The organism is Pseudomonas sp. 2(2015) (assembly GCF_000955865.1).
Taxonomy (GTDB): Bacteria; Pseudomonadota; Gammaproteobacteria; order Pseudomonadales; family Pseudomonadaceae; genus Aquipseudomonas.
Map to the genome: position 1 here is coordinate 18,952 of NZ_JYOF01000012.1, position 17,941 is coordinate 36,892.

The 17,941-nt window shown below is 63.9% G+C and carries 11 protein-coding genes; 8 read left to right on the forward strand and 3 right to left on the reverse strand.

All coding sequences use genetic code 11. The features are described 5' to 3' along the window. Positions 1–95 precede the first annotated feature (95 nt). The 3 genes from UB48_RS16980 to aceE form a co-directional block, all read right to left on the reverse strand. Entirely contained in the window at positions 96–2,789 is a 2,694-nt protein-coding gene (locus UB48_RS16980) for a bifunctional diguanylate cyclase/phosphodiesterase (RefSeq protein ID WP_045199157.1), read from the reverse strand. 297 nt (positions 2,790–3,086) lie between these two features. Then, complete coding sequence (gene aceF, locus UB48_RS16985; RefSeq protein WP_045199159.1) at positions 3,087–4,718, reverse strand: dihydrolipoyllysine-residue acetyltransferase; 1,632 nt, start codon at positions 4,716–4,718, stop codon at positions 3,087–3,089. 13 nt (positions 4,719–4,731) lie between these two features. Further along, positions 4,732–7,377 carry a pyruvate dehydrogenase (acetyl-transferring), homodimeric type gene (gene aceE, locus UB48_RS16990; RefSeq protein ID WP_045199161.1) on the reverse strand — a complete coding sequence of 882 codons (2,646 nt, stop codon included), beginning with the start codon at positions 7,375–7,377 and terminating at the stop codon, positions 4,732–4,734. A gap of 434 nt (positions 7,378–7,811) precedes the next feature. Between aceE and glnE the strand changes: the two genes are divergently transcribed. The 8 genes from glnE to UB48_RS17030 all read left to right on the forward strand — a co-directional run bounded on the left by glnE (position 7,812) and on the right by UB48_RS17030 (position 17,865). Beyond that, positions 7,812–10,748, forward strand: coding sequence for a bifunctional [glutamate--ammonia ligase]-adenylyl-L-tyrosine phosphorylase/[glutamate--ammonia-ligase] adenylyltransferase (glnE, locus tag UB48_RS16995; RefSeq protein ID WP_045199165.1), 2,937 nt, complete (start codon positions 7,812–7,814; stop codon positions 10,746–10,748). A 156-nt stretch (positions 10,749–10,904) separates the two neighbouring features. Further along, entirely contained in the window at positions 10,905–11,954 is a 1,050-nt protein-coding gene (gene waaF, locus UB48_RS17000) for a lipopolysaccharide heptosyltransferase II (protein WP_045199166.1), read from the forward strand. After that, complete coding sequence (gene waaC / locus UB48_RS17005) at positions 11,955–13,013, forward strand: lipopolysaccharide heptosyltransferase I (protein WP_045199168.1); 1,059 nt, start codon at positions 11,955–11,957, stop codon at positions 13,011–13,013. After that, the gene (locus tag UB48_RS17010; RefSeq protein ID WP_045199170.1) at positions 13,013–14,137 is read left to right on the forward strand and encodes a glycosyltransferase family 4 protein; all 1,125 of its coding nucleotides are present in this window, start codon (positions 13,013–13,015) and stop codon (positions 14,135–14,137) included. The genes waaC and UB48_RS17010 overlap by 1 nt, the downstream gene beginning before the upstream one ends. Next, positions 14,134–14,940: a lipopolysaccharide core heptose(I) kinase RfaP gene (rfaP, locus tag UB48_RS17015; protein ID WP_045199171.1), complete on the forward strand. Its 807-nt coding sequence runs from the start codon at positions 14,134–14,136 to the stop codon at positions 14,938–14,940. The genes UB48_RS17010 and rfaP overlap by 4 nt, the downstream gene beginning before the upstream one ends. Beyond that, the gene (locus UB48_RS17020) at positions 14,940–15,674 is read left to right on the forward strand and encodes a lipopolysaccharide kinase InaA family protein (protein ID WP_045199173.1); all 735 of its coding nucleotides are present in this window, start codon (positions 14,940–14,942) and stop codon (positions 15,672–15,674) included. Before rfaP ends, UB48_RS17020 begins: the two co-directional genes overlap by 1 nt. Further along, complete coding sequence (locus UB48_RS17025) at positions 15,671–16,423, forward strand: lipopolysaccharide kinase InaA family protein (protein ID WP_045199175.1); 753 nt, start codon at positions 15,671–15,673, stop codon at positions 16,421–16,423. The genes UB48_RS17020 and UB48_RS17025 overlap by 4 nt, the downstream gene beginning before the upstream one ends. Beyond that, positions 16,423–17,865: a lipopolysaccharide kinase InaA family protein gene (locus UB48_RS17030; protein ID WP_045199177.1), complete on the forward strand. Its 1,443-nt coding sequence runs from the start codon at positions 16,423–16,425 to the stop codon at positions 17,863–17,865. Before UB48_RS17025 ends, UB48_RS17030 begins: the two co-directional genes overlap by 1 nt. Positions 17,866–17,941 lie beyond the last annotated feature (76 nt).

The window sequence follows — 17,941 nt, forward strand, 5'->3', positions numbered from 1 at the left end:
CCCCATCGCGGGTCAAGCCCGCTCCCACTGTGGGAGCGGGCTTGACCCGCGATGGGACCCGAATGAACCTATATTGCCCGAGACAAGCGCCGCTGTCAGGCGATAGGGCCACGCGGATAGCGTTTGAGTTTGGTGATCAGCTCGCTGCCCGGAATCGGCCGGTCGAACAGGTAGCCCTGGCCGACATCGCAGCGGTGGCGACGCAGGAAGGCCAGCTGCTCGGCGGTCTCGATGCCTTCGGCCACCACCTTGAGCTTGAGATTGTGGGCCATGGCCACCACCGCCGAGGTAATCTCCATGTCGTCCTGGTTGTCGGGGATTTCGTGGATGAAGCTGCGATCGATCTTGATGATGTCGATCGGGAATTTCTTCAGGTAGCTCAACGACGAATAGCCGGTGCCAAAGTCGTCCATGGCCAGGGTCAGGCCCAGTTGCTTGAGCTGGTCGAGCTGGCGGTGAGTGTCTTCGGTGGCTTCCAGCAGCAGGCCCTCGGTCAGCTCCAGCTCCAGCAGGTGCGGGGGCAGGGCTTCTTCCTTGAGGATATTGGCGATCGAGGCGACCAGGTCCGGGTCGGAAAACTGCTTGGGCGAGAGGTTGATCGCCACCTGCAGGTTGCCCAGGCCCTCCAGGCGCAGCGTCTGGCTCATGCGGCAGGCCTGGCGGGCGATCCACTTGCCGATGGGGATGATCAGCCCGGTCTCTTCGGCGACGCTGATGAACTGGTCGGGGCGAATCATGCCCTTTTCCGGGTGGTTCCAGCGCAGCAGCGCTTCCAGGCCCAGCAGGCGGCCGCTGCGCAGGCACAGCTTGGGCTGGTAGAACACGTCCAGCTCGTTCTGGGTCAGGGCGCGGCGAAGGTTGTTCTCGACGAACAGCTTGTAGCTGGCCTCGGCATTGAGCGCTTCGGTGAACACCTGGACCTGGTGCTTGCCGTTGGCTTTGGCCTTGTGCAGGGCAAGGCCTGCGTTCTTCATCAGCGTCTGCGGGTCGCGCCCGTGCAGCGGCGCGCAGGCCAGGCCCACGGAGCCGGTGACGTTGATCAGCTGGTTGTCGACGAACATCGGTTTGTCGAGGGTGCGCAGCAGTTGCTGGGCCACCTGCTGGCCGCTTTCAAGGTCGGTGTCTTCGAGCAGCACGGCGAATTCGTTACTGGCAAAGCGCGCCAGACTGCCGCCGGGGCTCAGGCTGTTGCGCAGGCGCCGGGCCAGGCTGATCAGCAGCTTGTCGCCGGTCTGGTGGCCGAGGCTGTCGTTGATCCGCTTGAAGTTGTCGATGTCCACCAGCAGCAGGCTGATCGGGCTGTCGCTGTCACGGGCGAAGCGCTCGTCGAGGTTGCGGATGAACGCCGGGCGGTTGCCCAGGCTGGTCAGGTTGTCGGTGTAGGCCAGGCGCTCGATGCGCTGCTGGGCCAGCTTGCTCTGGGTGATGTCTTCGTAGATGCCGATATAGTGGGTCAGTTCGCGATTGTCGCCGAACACCTTGGAAATCGACAGCTGGCCCCAGTAGGGCTCGAGGTTCTTGCGCCGGCTCTTGAACTCGCCTTGCCAGCTGTTGCCCATGGCCAGGCTCGACGGCGCGTCGAACAGCAGCTCGCTGAGGTTTTCCAGCGCCGGCAGCTCCGACAGGCGGTGGCCGTGGACTTCATCGGTGCTGTACTGGGTGATGGCGGTAAAGCTTGGGTTGACGTACTCGACCACACCGTCGCGGTTGACCAGCAAGAAGGCGTTGGCGCTTTGCTCGACGGCGCGCTGGAACAGGTGCAGGGCATTGGTCGCGGTGCGCCGGTTGTGGTTGTTGATGACCTGGGCGAACTGGTCGGCCAGCTCGCCAGCAAAGGCGATCTCATCGGTTTGCCAGGCCCGCGCCGAGCCGGTCTGCTCCAGGCACAGCACCCCGACCACCTGGCCATCGATGCGGATACTGGCATCGAGCATGGCGTTGATATCGCGTGGGCGCAGGCTCTCGGCCATGTCGCGGGTGCGCGGGTCGTGGGTGGCGTTGTGGGCGTCGATGGCGCGGCTGGTGTGCAGCGCTTCAAGGTAGTCGGGAAAACGGCTGGCGTCGATGGGCTCGGGCAGGCGGTATTCCTGGGTCGAACGGTAGAACGCCGAAATCGGCTGCAGTTGCTGCTCTTCCAGGTACCAGATGCTTGCGCAGTCGATCTTGTAGATCTCGCAGGCACTGCGGGTGATCAGCTCGGCGGCTTCGAGCAGCGAGTTGCTGGCGCTGTAGCGATGGCGCGCCAGGTGCAGGATCAGGTCCTGCTGGGCGCGCACCCGCTCCAGGTGCTCGAGCTGTTCCTGCTGGGCCCGCTGGTTGAGCTGCAGGGCGATCTGCAGGCGACTGTTGCGGGTTTCGAGGTCGGCGGCCGACAGGTCCGGGGTATCTCCCGGCTGGCTGTCGAGGACCATCAGGTAACCGCGCAGCAGCTGGCGGTTGTGCTGCTTGTAGGCTTCGCCCAGCTCCAGCAGGTGCAGCGGGCCCTGGCCGGTGTGCAGGGTGTAGCGCACCAGGTAATGCGGGCGCTGGGCCAGTTGCAGCTGGATGGCGTCGTGCAGTTTGTAGCGCGCTTCGGGCTCCATCAGGCTGGCGTAGGGCGAGCCGACCAGGGCGCAGAGTTCGACGGCGGCCAGGCCAAATTGCCGTTCGCAACCAGGGTCCAGATAGAGCAGCGCCCAGCTCGCCTCGTTCAGCCGCTCGAAACGCAGCATCCCGAGCCGCGAGGGCACGGGCAACTGCGTCACGACCTCGGCCACCATACGGCTGGCGGCATCAGGTTGGCTTTTCATCGAGAGCTCGCTTCAAGAAGGCTGTTCGCGCAAATAGAGCAATCTGCTACTACGCGTGTCGGCAAGGTTGCATCATGCGCTTGAGGCTGACAAGCGATACAGAGACCTCCGTACTAACTGTGTCGGCATTGGCGTAGGAATCTTAAGTCGGACACAGCGCATCGCGGGCTCAGCCCACTTCCACAGGACCTTTCCAGCAGATAAAAAAAGCCCCGCCAAAATGACGGGGTTGAGGTACGAGCGTGGCAGCTCGAAAAGGGAGCCTGTCTCCCCGGCAGGGGAGACAGGAAACAGCAATTACAACAGCATGGTGCGGATGTCGGTCAGCAGGTCGCCCAGGCGCTTGGTGAAGCGCGCAGCAGCAGCACCGTTGATCACGCGGTGATCGTAGGACAGCGACAGCGGCAGCATCAGCTTCGGCTGGAAGGCTTTACCGTCCCAGACTGGCTGGATGGTTGCCTTGGAGACACCGAGGATCGCCACTTCCGGCGCGTTGACGATCGGCGTGAAGCCGGTGCCGCCAATGTGGCCGAGGCTGGAAATGGTGAAGCAGGCGCCTTGCATGTCGTCGGCCGAAAGCTTCTTGGTCCGGGCTTTTTCTGCCAGGGCCGCCGCTTCGCCAGCCAGTTGCAGCAGGCTCTTCTGGTCGACGTTCTTGATCACAGGGACCAGCAGGCCGTCCGGGGTATCCACCGCGAAGCCGACGTTGACGTACTTCTTGCGGATGATCGCCTTGCCGCTCGGGGCCAGCGAGCTGTTGAAGTCCGGCAGTTCCTTGAGCAGGTGCGCGCACGCCTTGAGCAGCAGTGGTAGCACGGTCAGCTTGACGCCAGCCTTCTCGGCCACGGCCTTCTGGGCTACGCGGAAAGCTTCCAGCTCGGTGATGTCGGCGCTGTCGAACTGGGTCACGTGCGGCACGTTCAGCCAGCTGCGGTGCAGGTTGGTGGCGCCAACTTGCATCAGGCGGGTCATCGGCACTTCTTCGATTTCGCCGAAGCGGCTGAAATCGACTTCCGGGATCGGCGGGATGCCAGCACCACCGGTGGCACCGGCGGCTGGAGCTTCCTTGGCCTTCTGCATCATGGCCTTGACGTAAACCTGCACGTCTTCCTTGAGCACACGACCGTGCGGGCCGCTGGCGGCAACCGCGCTCAGTTCGACGCCGAACTCACGGGCCAGCTGACGCACGGCAGGGCCGGCGTGAACCTTGGCACCGCTTGGTGCAGGGGCAGCGGCAGGCGCCGCTGCGGCCTCGGCTTTGGCAGCCGGAGCAGGTGCAGCAGCAGGTGCGGCTTCAGCCTTGGCGGCCGGGGCAGCAGCGGCAGGCGCTGGCGCCGGGGCAGCAGCGCCCTGGACCTTGAGCTTGAGGATGAAGTCGCCAGTGCCGACTTCGTCTTCAAGCTTGACGCCGATGCTTTCCACCACGCCGGCAGCCGGTGACGGGATTTCCATCGAGGCTTTGTCCGATTCCAGGGTGATCAGCGACTGGTCGGCTTCGACGCTGTCGCCGACCTTGACCAGCAGCTCGATGATCTTGGCCTTGCCCGAGGAGCCGATGTCCGGAACATGAATGTCCTGGACGGTTGCGGCAGCCGGTGCCGCGGCCGGGGCCGCCGGGGCCGGGGCAGCAGCAGGTTTTTCTTCGCCAGCAGGCGCTGCGGCAGGGGCGGTAGCCGCCGAGGCCGCAGCAGCGGCGCCCTCGACTTCCAGCTCCAGCAGTTCGTCGCCTTCTTTCAGACGGTCGCCCAGCTTGACCTTCAGGCTCTTGACCACGCCGGCCTTGGGAGCAGGGATTTCCATGCTCGCCTTGTCCGATTCCAGGGTCAGGATGCTCTGGTCGGCTTCAATACGGTCGCCAACTTTGACGAACAGCTCGATGACTTCACCTTCACCGCTGCCGATGTCAGGTACGCGAATGAGTTCGCTCACTTAAAAATACTCCTCAGCAGTCCAGTGGGTTGCGTTTGTCCGGGTCGATGCCGAACTTGGTGATGGCTTCAGCCACGACCTTCGGTTCGATATCGCCACGGTCAGCCAAGGCTTCCAGGGCAGCCAGCACCACGAAGTGGCGGTCGACTTCGAAGAAGTGACGCAGCTTCTTGCGGCTGTCGCTGCGACCGAAGCCATCGGTACCCAGGACTTTGAACTCTTTGCTCGGAACCCACTGGCGAATCTGCTCGGCGAACAGCTTCATGTAGTCGGTGGAGGCAATGACCGGGCCCTTACGGCCAGCCAGGCACTCTTCGACGTAGGTAACCTGAGGTTTCTGACCAGGCTTGAGGCGGTTGCTGCGCTCTACGGCCAGGCCGTCGCGACGCAGTTCGTTGAAGCTGGTAACGCTCCAGACGTCGGCGCCAACGTTGAACTCTTCACGCAGGATCTTCGCCGCTTCGCGAACTTCACGCAGGATGGTGCCGGAGCCCAGCAACTGAACGTGGTGCGCCGCTTCGCGGGTGTCTTCCTCGAGCAGGTACATGCCCTTGATGATGCCTTCCTCGACACCGGCCGGGATGGCAGGCTGCTGGTAGGACTCGTTCATCACGGTGATGTAGTAGAAGACGTCCTGTTGTTCTTCGGTCATCTTCTTCATGCCGTCCTGGATGATCACCGCCAGCTCGTAGCCGTAGGTCGGATCATAGGTGCGGCAGTTCGGGATGGTCGCGGCCAGCATGTGGCTGTGACCGTCTTCGTGCTGCAGGCCTTCACCGTTGAGGGTGGTACGGCCGGCGGTACCGCCGATCAGGAAGCCACGGGTGCGGCTGTCGCCAGCGGCCCAGGCCAGGTCGCCGATACGCTGGAAGCCGAACATCGAGTAGAAGATGTAGAACGGCAGCATCGGCTGGTTGTGGTTCGAGTACGAAGTACCGGCAGCGATGAAGGAGGACATGGCGCCTGCTTCGTTGATGCCTTCTTCGAGGATCTGGCCCTTTTTGTCTTCGCGGTAGAACATCACCTGGTCTTTATCGACTGGCTCGTAGAGCTGGCCGACGGACGAGTAGATGCCCAGCTGGCGGAACATGCCTTCCATACCGAAGGTACGGGCTTCGTCCGGGATGATCGGGACGATGCGCTGGCCGATTTCCTTGTCCTTGACCAGTTGCGCGAGGATCCGCACGAAGGCCATGGTGGTGGAGATTTCACGGTCGCCCGAGCCGTCGAGGATCGCCTTCAGGGTTTCCAGTGGCGGGGTCGGGATGCTGAAGCTCTTGGCGCGGCGCTGCGGCACGAAGCCACCCAGGGCGCTGCGGCGCTCGGCCAGGTAACGGGCTTCGGCGCTGCCTTCTTCAGGCTTGAAGAACGGCAGGTTTTCCAGCTCTTCGTCCTTGACCGGGATGTCGAAACGATCGCGGAAGTGACGCAGGCTGTCGACGTCGACCTTCTTGGTGTTGTGCGCGGTGTTCTTGGCTTCGCCAGCACCGGTGCCGTAACCCTTGATGGTCTTGGCCAGGATGACGGTCGGTTGCTCTTTGTGGTTGACCGCCTGGTGGTAGGCCGCATAGACCTTGTACGGGTCGTGGCCGCCACGGTTGAGCTTCCAGATCTCGTCGTCAGACAGGTCGGCGACCATGGCCTTGAGTTCTGGGGTGTTGAAGAAGTGCTCACGGACGAACGCGCCGTCCTTGGCCTTGTAGTTCTGGTACTCGCCGTCGATGACTTCGTCCATGCGACGCTGCAGGATACCGTCGACGTCCTTGGCCAGCAGTGGGTCCCAGAAACGGCCCCAGACCACTTTGTTGACGTTCCAGCCACCACCACGGAACACGCCTTCGAGTTCCTGGATGATCTTGCCGTTGCCGCGAACCGGGCCGTCGAGGCGCTGTAGGTTGCAGTTGATGACGAAGATCAGGTTGTCGAGCTTCTCGCGGCCAGCCAGCGAGATTGCGCCCAGGGATTCCGGCTCGTCGCACTCGCCGTCGCCCATGAAGCACCAGACTTTCTGCTTGCCTGCAGGGATGTAGCCGCGGCTTTCCAGGTACTTCATGAAGCGTGCCTGGTAGATCGCCTGGATCGGGCCCAGACCCATGGAAACGGTCGGGAACTGCCAGAAGTCAGGCATCAGCCATGGGTGCGGGTACGAAGACAGGCCCTTGCCATCGACTTCCTGGCGGAAGTTGTTCATCTGGTCTTCGCTGATGCGGCCTTCCATGAAGGCGCGGGCGTAGACGCCAGGCGAGGCGTGGCCCTGGAAGAAGATCAGGTCGCCGCCGTGTTCTTCGGTCGGAGCCTGGAAGAAGTAGTTGAAGCCGATGTCGTACAGGGTGGCACTGGAGGCGAAGCTCGAAATGTGGCCGCCCAGGTCCGAGTCTTTCAGGTTGGTGCGCATCACCATGGCCAGCGCGTTCCAACGGACCAACGAGCGAATGCGGCGTTCCATGAACAGGTCGCCAGGCATGCGTGCTTCGTGGGTAACGGGGATAGTGTTGCGGTATGGCGTGGTGATGGCATATGGCAGCTGAGAGCCACTACGGGTGGCCAGCTCGCCCATACGGGTCATCAGGTAGTGAGCGCGGTCTTCGCCTTCTTTGTCGAGAACCGACTCCAGGGCGTCCAGCCATTCCTGGGTTTCGACGGGATCGAGGTCTTGCATGGCTTGCTCCAGGGCGGAAAGGCTTCCAGAATCGGTTGCCTGAGTTTGCGACTGGCCTTTTGGGCAGACGACATAAAATTCTTGGATTACCGGAGAGTGTACCGGCGTTGTGTAGTTTTACTACAAATGAATCACCATTTCATGCTTTTGAAGTGATCGGGCAGTAGTAAAACTACACAAAAATGGCTCGTGGCCGCAGTTCGGGTTGTGGGAAAAATCGATACCGGTGGTTAAAAACAAGTTAAGAAAAGGTTTGCTGCGATGGTTTCTGCCAGAAAATCAGTTTTTACAGCTATTTCTAACTTTTGTACGACAGTCCAGCAGTGGTCGGTAGGAGCGGGCTTGCCCCGCGAAGCGATTTTCCTGAAAAAGCCCAATCGCGGGGCAAGCCCGCTCCCACTCGCCAATCTTTTCTCGCCGATCAAGGATAGACCATGAGCCTGCCTTTGCTGGCCGAACTGCCGGCCACCCTCACTGCCTTGGTCAGCCGTAACGAGCAATCGTTTCGTGCGGCTGTCGCCCTGCAGCCAGAACTGTCTGTTGCTGACTGGAGCGCCGAACGCTGGGCGCAGTTCGCCCGGGTGAGCGCGGCCAGTGATTTTGCCCTTGAACAGGTGCTGCGCGACCCGGCGATGCTGGTCGATCTGGCCGCCAGTGGCGAGCTCGACCGGGCCTTTGCCGCGGGCCAGTTGTGCGCGCAGATCGCTGCCGCCAGCCAGGCCGCCGAGAGCGAGGACGAACTGGCGCGCAACCTGCGCCGCCAGCGCAGCCGCCAGCAGGTGCGGATCATCTGGCGCGACCTGACTCGCCAGGCCGACCTGGTGCAGACCTGCCGCGACCTGTCCGACCTTGCCGACGCCTGTATAGACCAGGCCTACAACTGGCTGTACCCGCGCCATTGCCAGCAGTTCGGCACGCCGATCGGCCATCGCAGCGGTGAGCCGCAGCACATGGTGGTGCTGGGCATGGGCAAGCTCGGCGCGGTGGAGCTGAACCTGTCGTCGGACATCGACCTGATTTTCGCCTTTCCCGAAGGTGGCGAGACCGAAGGGGTCAAGCGCTCGCTGGACAACCAGGAGTTCTTCACCCGCCTGGGCCAGCGGCTGATCAAGGCCCTCGACCCGATCACCGTCGACGGCTTTGTATTTCGTGTCGACATGCGCCTGCGCCCGTACGGCTCGGCCGGCGCCCTGGTGCTCAGCTTCAATGCTCTGGAGCAGTACTACCAGGACCAGGGCCGCGACTGGGAACGCTACGCGATGATCAAGGCGCGGGTGGTGGCCGGTGACCAGGTGGCCGGCGCGCAGTTGCTGGACCTGCTGCGGCCCTTCGTTTACCGGCGTTACCTGGACTTCTCGGCGATCGAAGCGCTGCGCACCATGAAGCAGCTCATCCAGCAGGAAGTGCGGCGCAAGGGCATGGCCGAGAATATCAAGCTGGGTGCCGGCGGCATCCGCGAAGTCGAATTTATTGCCCAGGCCTTCCAGTTGATTCACGGCGGGCGCGACCTGAGCCTGCAGCAGCGGCCGTTGCTCAAAGTGCTGTCGACCCTCGAAGGCCAGGGTTACCTGCCGCCGGCGGTGATTGCCGAGCTGCGCGAAGGCTATGAATTCCTGCGCTATACCGAACACGCGATCCAGGCGATTGCCGACCGCCAGACCCAGATGCTCCCAGACGATGAGCTGGACCGCGCGCGCATCGCCTTCATGCTTGGCTTTGCCGACTGGCCGAGCTTCCATGCCCAACTGATGCACTGGCGTGGGCGCATCGACTGGCACTTTCGCCAGGTGATTGCCGATCCGGATGAAGACGAGAATGAAGAAGGCGAAGTGATTGTCGGCGGCGAATGGCTGCCGCTGTGGGAAGAAGCCCAGAATGAAGAGGCCGCCTGCCGTCAGCTGCAGGACGCCGGTTTTGCCGACCCGCAAAAAGCCCTCAAGCAACTCGCCGGCTTGCGTGTCAGCCCGCAGTTGCGGGCCATGCAGCGCCTGGGGCGTGAACGTCTGGATGCCTTTATTCCGCGCCTGCTGGCCCAGGCGGTGGAGCACGCCGACCCGGACCTGGTGCTGGAACGGGTGTTGCCGCTGGTCGAAGCGGTAGCCCGGCGTTCGGCCTACCTGGTGCTGCTCACCGAAAACCCCGGCGCCCTGCGCCGCCTGCTGACCCTGTGCGCCGCCAGCCCATGGATCGCCGAGCAGATCACCCGCTTCCCGCTGCTGCTCGATGAACTGCTTAATGAAGGCCGCCTGTTCAGCCCGCCGCAGGCCCCGGAACTGGCCGCCGAACTGCGCGAGCGGCTGACGCGCATCCCCGAGGACGACCTCGAGCAGCAAATGGAAGCCCTGCGCCACTTCAAACTGGCCCACAGCCTGCGCGTGGCCGCTTCAGAAATCGCCGGCAACCTGCCGTTGATGAAAGTCAGCGACTACCTGACCTGGCTGGCCGAGGCGATTCTCAACCAGGTGCTGGCCCTGGCCTGGCGCCAGACGGTCAGCCGTCACGGCCAGCCCAAGCGCAGCGACGGCAGCCTGTGCGACCCGGGCTTCATTATTGTCGGCTACGGCAAGGTTGGCGGCATCGAGCTGGGCCACGGCTCGGACCTGGACCTGGTGTTCATCCACGACGGCGACCCGCAGGCCGAAACCGATGGCGCCAAGCCGATCGACAGCGCGCAGTTCTTTACCCGCCTGGGCCAGCGCATCATTCACCTGCTGACCACCCAGACCAACTCCGGGCAACTCTACGATGTGGACATGCGCCTGCGACCTTCGGGTGCGTCGGGGTTGCTGGTCAGCTCCCTGGGCGCCTTCGAGCGTTACCAGCAGAACGAAGCCTGGACCTGGGAGCACCAAGCCCTGGTCCGCGCCCGGGTGCTGGTCGGTTGCCCGCAGGTGGGCACGGCGTTCGAGGCGGTGCGCGCGCGCATCCTTGGCCAGGCCCGCGACCTGCCCAAGTTGCAGGCCGAGGTCTGCGAGATGCGCGCCAAGATGCGCGATAACCTCGGCACCAAGCTCAGCGCCGCCGGGACTGCGGCCAATGCTTTCGAGGCCGGCGTGCCCTTCGATATCAAGCAGGATGCCGGTGGTATCGTCGATATCGAATTTATGGTGCAATACGCCGCTTTGGCCTGGTCTCACGACCATCCGGCACTGCTGCGCTGGACCGACAACATCCGCATCCTCGAAGAGCTTGAGCAGGCCGGGCTGATGCCCGCCAGCGATGCCGTGCTGCTGCGCGAGGTGTACAAGGCGTTCCGTTCCGCCGCGCACCGCCAGGCCCTGCAAAAGCAGGCCGGGGTAATCGATGCCGGGCAGTTCGTCCAGGAGCGCCAGGAGGTGCGGCGGATCTGGTCGCAGCTGGGTTTGAGTTGAGCCATCGGCCAGGCGGTTCAGGCACCAGGACGCCTGCCACGACCACAGTACAGCCCGAGTGGCGTACACTGGTCGACATATAGCCTGAATATAAAGAGGGGAGGCCAGGCTGTTTGCGAACAGTTTGCAGCCTCCCTGATCGTTTCTGGATAAAGCATGAGAATTTTGATCATTGGCCCCAGCTGGGTGGGCGACATGGTAATGGCGCAGACCCTGTTCCAGTGCCTGAAGCAGCGTCACCCGGAATGTGTGATCGATGTGCTGGCGCCCGAGTGGAGCCGGCCGATCCTCGAGCGCATGCCTGAAGTGCGCCAGGCCTTGAGCTTCCCGCTCGGCCACGGCGCGCTGGAGCTTGCCACGCGCCGGCGTATCGGCAAGTCCCTGGCCGGCCAGTACGACCAGGCGATCCTGCTGCCCAACTCGCTGAAATCGGCGCTGGTGCCGTTCTTTGCCGGCATCCCCAAGCGTACCGGCTGGCGCGGCGAGCTGCGTTTCGGCCTGCTCAACGACGTGCGCAAGCTCGACAAGGCCAAGTACCCGCTGATGATCGAGCGCTTCATGGCCCTGGCCTACCCGGCCGGCGCCGAGTTGCCGCAGCCGTACCCGCGCCCGAGCCTGCAGATCGAAGCGCCGAGCCGCGACGCCGCCCTGGCCAAGTTCGGCCTGAGCCTGGATCGCCCGGTGTTGGCACTGTGCCCCGGTGCCGAGTTCGGCGAAGCCAAGCGCTGGCCGTCGGAGCATTACGCCAAGGTCGCCGAGACCAAGATCCGCGAAGGCTGGCAGGTCTGGTTGTTCGGCTCGAAGAACGACCACGCGGTCGGCGAGGCCATTCGTGCGCGGCTGATCCCGGGCCTGCGTGAAGAAGCAACCAACCTCAGCGGCGAAACCTCGCTGGCCGAGGCCATCGACCTGCTGTCGTGCAGCGATGCGGTGGTGTCCAACGATTCCGGGCTGATGCACGTGGCGGCGGCGCTGAACCGCCCGCTGGTGGCGGTCTACGGTTCGACCTCGCCGGGCTTTACCCCACCCTTGGCCGATCAGGTCGAGGTGGTGCGCCTGGGCCTGGAGTGCAGCCCATGCTTCGACCGTACCTGTCGCTTCGGCCATTACAACTGCTTGCGTCAGCTGGAACCGGAAGCCGTGGAAGCTGCGTTGCAGCGCCTGAACGGCCCGAGCCTGATCGACGTCATGGCCGAGGTCGACTAAGTGCGGGTACTGCTGATCAAGACCTCGTCCCTGGGCGATGTGATCCACGCGCTGCCGGCGCTGACCGACGCTGCCCGGGCGATCCCCGGCATCCGCTTCGACTGGGTGGTGGAAGAAGGCTTCGCCGAGATCCCCAGCTGGCACCCGGCAGTCGACACGATCATCCCGGTGGCCATCCGTCGCTGGCGCAAGAACCTCTGGCAGACCTTCAAGAGCGGCGAATGGCGCCAGTTCAAGCAGCGTCTGCGCGAGCGCAAGTACGATTTGGTGATCGACGCCCAAGGCCTGGTCAAGTCGGCCTGGCTGACCCGTTACGTCAAGGCGCCGGTGGCCGGCATGGACCGTTACTCGGCCCGTGAAGGGCTGTCCAGCCGCTTCTACGACCGGCGTTTGTCGGTCGAGCGCGGCCAGCATGCGGTAGAGCGGGTACGCCAGTTGTTTGCCCTGGCGCTGGGCTACAACCTGCCAGCAGGCCTGGGTGATTACGGCCTGGACCTGAACCGCCTGCAGTTGCCGCCGGCGGCGCCGTTCGTGGTGTTCCTGCACGGCACCACCTGGGCAACCAAGCACTGGCCGGAAGCCTACTGGCGCCAGTTGGCCGAACGCCTTGGCCAGCAAGGCCTGCAGGTACGCTTGCCGTGGGGCAACCCGGCCGAACAGGCGCGTGCCGAGCGCATCGCCAAGGGCCTGGCCAACTGTCAGGTACTGCCCAAGCTCAACCTGGTGGGTGTCGCCCGGGTGCTGGCGGCGGCCAAGGCCTGCATTGCCGTGGACACCGGCCTTGGTCACCTGGCGGCGGCGCTGGATGTGCCGACCCTGTCGCTGTTCGGGCCGACCAACCCGGGGCTGACCGGGGCCTATGGCAAGTCCCAGGTGCACATCGCCAGCGATTTTGCCTGCGCGCCGTGCCTGCAGAAAAAATGTACCTACAAGCCGAGCGCTGATGACCAGCGCCGGTTCGATCTCAAACGCGAGTGGCCGCTGTGCTTCACTCGCCTGAATCCCGAGCGTGTGGCGAGCCAATTGCGCGCGTTGCTGCTGGCTGAGGATGTTCGTTGATGCAACTGGCTTTTGTTCTGTACAAGTATTTCCCCTTCGGTGGCCTGCAGCGCGACTTCATGCGCATTGCCCTGGAGTGCCAGCGTCGCGGTCATCAGATCCGCGTCTATACGCTGATCTGGGAAGGTGACGTGCCCGAGGGCTTCGAGGTGCTGGTGGCGCCGGTCAAGGCGCTGTTCAACCACCGGCGTAACGAGAAGCTCAGTGCCTGGATGCAAGCGGATCTGGCCAAGCGCCCGGTCGATCGCCTGATCGGCTTCAACAAGATGCCCGGGCTGGATGTCTACTTTGCTGCCGACGGCTGCTTCGAAGACAAGGCGCAGACCCTGCGTAATTCGCTGTATCGGCGTTGGGGCCGTTACCGGCATTTCGCTGAATACGAGCGGGCGGTGTTCGCCAAGGACGCCAAGACCGAGATCCTGATGATCTCCGAAGTCCAGCAGCCGCTGTTCATCAAACACTACGACACGCCGATCGAGCGCTTCCACCTGCTGCCACCCGGCATCAGCCAGGATCGCCGGGCGCCGGCCAATGCCGCCGAGATCCGCGCCGAGTTCCGCCGCGAATTCGACCTGAAAGACGATCAGCTGCTGCTGGTGCAGATCGGTTCGGGCTTCAAGACCAAGGGCGTCGACCGCAGCCTCAAGGCCCTGGCCGCCTTGCCGTCGGCCTTGCGCAAGCGCACGCGGCTGATGGTTATCGGCCAGGACGACCCAAAAGTGTTTCAACTGCAAAGCGCGACCCTCGGCCTGACCGACCAGGTGCAGTTCCTCAAGGGCCGCAGCGATATTCCGCGTTTTCTGCTCGGCGCCGACCTGCTGATTCACCCGGCCTACAACGAGAACACCGGCACTGTGCTGCTTGAAGCACTGGTCGCCGGGCTGCCGGTGCTGGTCTCGGCCGTGTGCGGCTATGCCCATTACATCGCCGAGGCCGACAGCGGCCTGGTGCTCGATGAGCCGTTCGCGCAGGAGCAGCTCAATCGCTACCTGCAACGCATGCTCGAAGACGGCTCGGCCCGCGTCGACTGGGCGCGCAATGGCCTGGCATTTGCCGATACCGCCGACCTCTACAGCATGCCCGAGCATGCCGCCGACGTGATCCTGGCGCAGGAGCGCGCATGAAACTGATATTGGCTGAGCCGTTCAAGCGCCTGTGGGCCGGGCGTGATGCCTTCGAGGCCGTCGAGGCCTTGCAGGGCGAGGTGTACCGCGAGCTGGAAGGCCGCCGTACCCTGCGCACCGAGGTCGAAGGCCGTGGCTATTTCGTCAAGATTCACCGCGGCATCGGCTGGGGCGAGATCTTCAAGAACCTGTTCACCGCCAAGCTGCCGGTGCTCGGTGCCGGCCAGGAATGGCAGGCTATCCAGCGCCTGCACCAGGTGGGCGTGCCGACCATGACCGCGGTTGCCTATGGCGAACGTGGCGACAACCCGGCGACCCAGCATTCGTTTATCGTCACTGAAGAGCTGGCGCCGACCGTCAGCCTTGAAGACTTCAGCATCGACTGGCTCAAGCAACCGCCGCAGCCACGCCTCAAGCGTGCGCTGATCGCTGAAGTGGCGCGCATGACCGGCATGATGCACCGCGCCGGGGTCAACCACCGCGACTGCTACATCTGCCACTTCTTGCTGCACACCGACCGGCCGGTGACGGCCGATGACTTCAAGTTGTCGGTCATCGACCTGCACCGCGCCCAGACCCGGGCGAAAATCTCTCGCCGCTGGCGTGACAAGGACCTGGCCGCGCTGTATTTCTCGGCGCTGGACATCGGCCTGACCCGGCGCGACAAGTTGCGCTTTTTGCGGGGCTACTTCCAGCAGCCGCTACGCCAGATCCTGGCCGAAGAAGCGGGGCTGCTGGCCTGGCTGGAAGGCAAGGCGCGCAAGCTCTACGAGCGTAAACAACGGTACGGAGACGCGCTCTGATGGCGGGTTGGAAACTGGAGCCTGCGTATCAGGCCCTGGCGACGGATTTTGGCAGTATCGACGCGGTATTCGCCCTCAAGGGCGAGCGCCTGACCCACGACCCGCTGAGCGAAGTGATCCGGGTCGAGCGCGACGGGGTCAACTATTACGTCAAACGCTATACCGGCGCCGGCAAAGGCTTGCGCCGCTACCTCGGGCGGCCGCGGATCAAGGCTGAATGGCAGAACCTCAAGCAGTTCGCCAAGTGGGACATTCCCACCGCCGAGGTGGTCGCCTTCGGTCATGAGCGCAATGGCCTGGCGTTCGGCCGCGGGGCGATGATCACCCGCGAGCTGCCGCGCACCGAAGACCTTTCGGCCCTGGCCGAGCGCAACGATGCGCGCCTGGCCGATCGCGCCTGGGTCGATCACATCAGCCGTCAGCTGGCCCGCCATACGCGGATCATGCATGACCATCACTTCACCCATAACGACCTGAAGTGGCGCAACCTGCTGGTGGACGACCAGGCCACGCTATTCTTCATCGACTGCCCGACCGGCGATTTCTGGTGGGGCTTCATGCTGCGTTACCGCATCACCAAAGACCTGGCGTGCCTGGACAAAGTGGCCAAGTATCACTTGTCCAACACCCAGCGCCTGCGCTTTTACCTGCAGTACCGCGGGCGCGAGCGTCTGAATGAATCGGACAAGCGCCGCATTCGTCATGTGGTGACGTTTTTCGAGGGACGCGAATGACTGATTTTCTTGCCGGTGCCGATAAGGCATTGCTAGAGCGCCATGGCCTCAACGGTTTCGACCAGCTCTGGGCCCTGCAGCTCGATGCGGTGGATGAGCCCAACACCGGCCGTGGCGGCTGGAGCAGCGTCTATCGCCTGGAACTTGAAGGCAAGGGCTACTACCTCAAGCGCCAGAGCGACTACCTGACCCGCACGTTGCACAAGCCGTTTGGCGAGCCGACCTTCGCCCGCGAGTTTCGCAATATCAGCCGCTACCAGAAGCTCGGCATTCCCGCATTGCAGGCGGTCTATTACGGCGAGCGCAAGGTTGAAGGCGAGCGCCGGGCGATCCTCATGACCCGCGCCCTGGATGAGTGGAGCGACCTCGACAGCCTGCTGGCGCAGTGGCCACAGCTGGACATCGGCCAGCGCCAGGGCATCCTGCGCGCCTGCGGGCAGCTGGCGCGCACCCTGCACGCGGCCAACCAGGTGCATGGCTGCTTTTATCCCAAGCATATCTTCCTGCGCACCCGCAGCGACGGCTGGTTGGCGCAACTGATCGACCTGGAGAAAACCCGGCCGTTGCTGCTGGGCATGCGCGACCGCCTCAAAGACCTTGAGCCGCTGTTACGCCGGGCGCCGATCTGGAGCGAAGGCGAAGTGCGGGTGATGCTCTCGTCCTACCTGGACCAGCCCAGCGACAGCCCGCTGGTCGATACCTGGCTGCAGCGCCTGACGCGCCGCCGCCGTGAGAAAGAGGCTCGCTGATGCGTTTGTCTGAACTCAAGGATGCCGGGCGCAGCCCGGACCTGCCGCTGAACATCAGCCTGGCCGACGCGGCTGGCAGCGCCGAGCTGCAATTGCTCAGCCTGTTGCGGGTGTTGCCCGGCCAGCGTTACGTCGGCGCCGGAATCTGGCGCGGCAAGCCGGTTTTGGCCAAGTTGCTGGTTGGCAGCAGCGCCGCCCGGCATTTTCAACGCGAGTTGGACGGCGCACGGCTGCTGGCCGCGCAGGGCCTGACCACGCCGTTGCTGCTGGCCGATGGCTTGCGCGAAGGCGAGGGTGGCTGGCTGCTGTTCGAGTTTCTCGAAAACGCGCAAAGCCTGGCCGATGCCTGGGCGCAGGTCGAAGCCCTGCCGCCGCTGGCCGATGAACAGCACCTGGTACTTGGCGAAGCGCTGACCGCCGTGGCGCAGATGCACGCCAAGGGCCTGTGGCAGGACGACCTGCACCTGGACAACCTGCTGCGTCACGACGGCCAGCTGTATCTGATCGATGGCGCCGGGATCAAGGCCGAAACCCTCGGCCAGCCCCTGTCGCGCCAACAAGTGCTACACAACCTCGGGGTGTTGTTCGCCCAGTTGCCCAAGCGCCTGGAGCCTTTTATCGAAGAGCTGCTGGTGCATTACCTGCTGGCCAACGCCGAGCACGCCTTGCCGCTCGAAGCACTGCAAAAGCAGATCGACAAGGTGCGCAGCTGGCGCCTGAAGGACTACCTCGACAAGGCCGGGCGCGAGTGCACGTTGTTCAGCGTCGAGCGCGGCCCGTCGGGCCTGCGTTCGATCCGCCGCACTGAAGTGGCCGCCATGCTGCCAGTGCTGGAGCAGGCCGATGCGCTGATCGACCAGGGCCACCTGTACAAGACCGGCGGCGCTGCCAGTGTCGCGAAAGTCGAGGTCGATGGCCGGCCGCTGGTGCTCAAGCGCTACAACATCAAGAACACCGCCCACTGGTTCAAGCGCTTCTGGCGTCCGAGCCGGGCCTGGCATTCGTGGATCGAAGGGCATCGCCTGGAGTTTCTCGGCATTGCCACGCCCAAGCCGCTGGCGGTGCAGGAGCTGCGTTTCATGGGCTTGCGCAGCCGCGCCTACCTGGTTACCGAGTATGCCGATGGCCCGGACTTGCTGGCCTGTTTTGCGCCTTATGTCGAGTCTGGCGAGGTGCCAGAGGAGCAGTTGCAGGCCCTGCAACAGCTGCTTGGGCAACTGATCCACGAGCGCATCAGCCATGGCGACATGAAAGGCCACAACCTGTTCTGGCAGGACGGCCAATGGTCGCTGATCGACCTCGATGCCATGTGCCAGCACGCCACCCAGATGAGCTTCGCCCAGGCTTTCGCCCGCGACCGCGCGCGGCTGTTGCGTAACTGGCCCGCTGGCAGTGCGCTGTACAAGCGGCTGGATGAGTGCCTGCCGAAGCTGGTGAGCTAATCAAGCGCATCGCGGGTCAAGTCGAGTCGTCGCACCGCCGCTCCTACAGGACCCATGCTGTGGGAGCGGGCTTGAC

Coding starts and splice junctions, on each gene's coding strand:
- UB48_RS16980 (WP_045199157.1), bottom strand. CDS start 2,789: ATGAAAAGCCAACCTGATGCCGCCAGCCGTATGGTGGCCGAGGTCGTG.
- aceE (WP_045199161.1), bottom strand. CDS start 7,377: ATGCAAGACCTCGATCCCGTCGAAACCCAGGAATGGCTGGACGCCCTG.
- glnE (WP_045199165.1), top strand. CDS start 7,812: ATGAGCCTGCCTTTGCTGGCCGAACTGCCGGCCACCCTCACTGCCTTG.
- waaF (WP_045199166.1), top strand. CDS start 10,905: ATGAGAATTTTGATCATTGGCCCCAGCTGGGTGGGCGACATGGTAATG.
- UB48_RS17010 (WP_045199170.1), top strand. CDS start 13,013: ATGCAACTGGCTTTTGTTCTGTACAAGTATTTCCCCTTCGGTGGCCTG.
- rfaP (WP_045199171.1), top strand. CDS start 14,134: ATGAAACTGATATTGGCTGAGCCGTTCAAGCGCCTGTGGGCCGGGCGT.
- UB48_RS17020 (WP_045199173.1), top strand. CDS start 14,940: ATGGCGGGTTGGAAACTGGAGCCTGCGTATCAGGCCCTGGCGACGGAT.
- UB48_RS17025 (WP_045199175.1), top strand. CDS start 15,671: ATGACTGATTTTCTTGCCGGTGCCGATAAGGCATTGCTAGAGCGCCAT.
- UB48_RS17030 (WP_045199177.1), top strand. CDS start 16,423: ATGCGTTTGTCTGAACTCAAGGATGCCGGGCGCAGCCCGGACCTGCCG.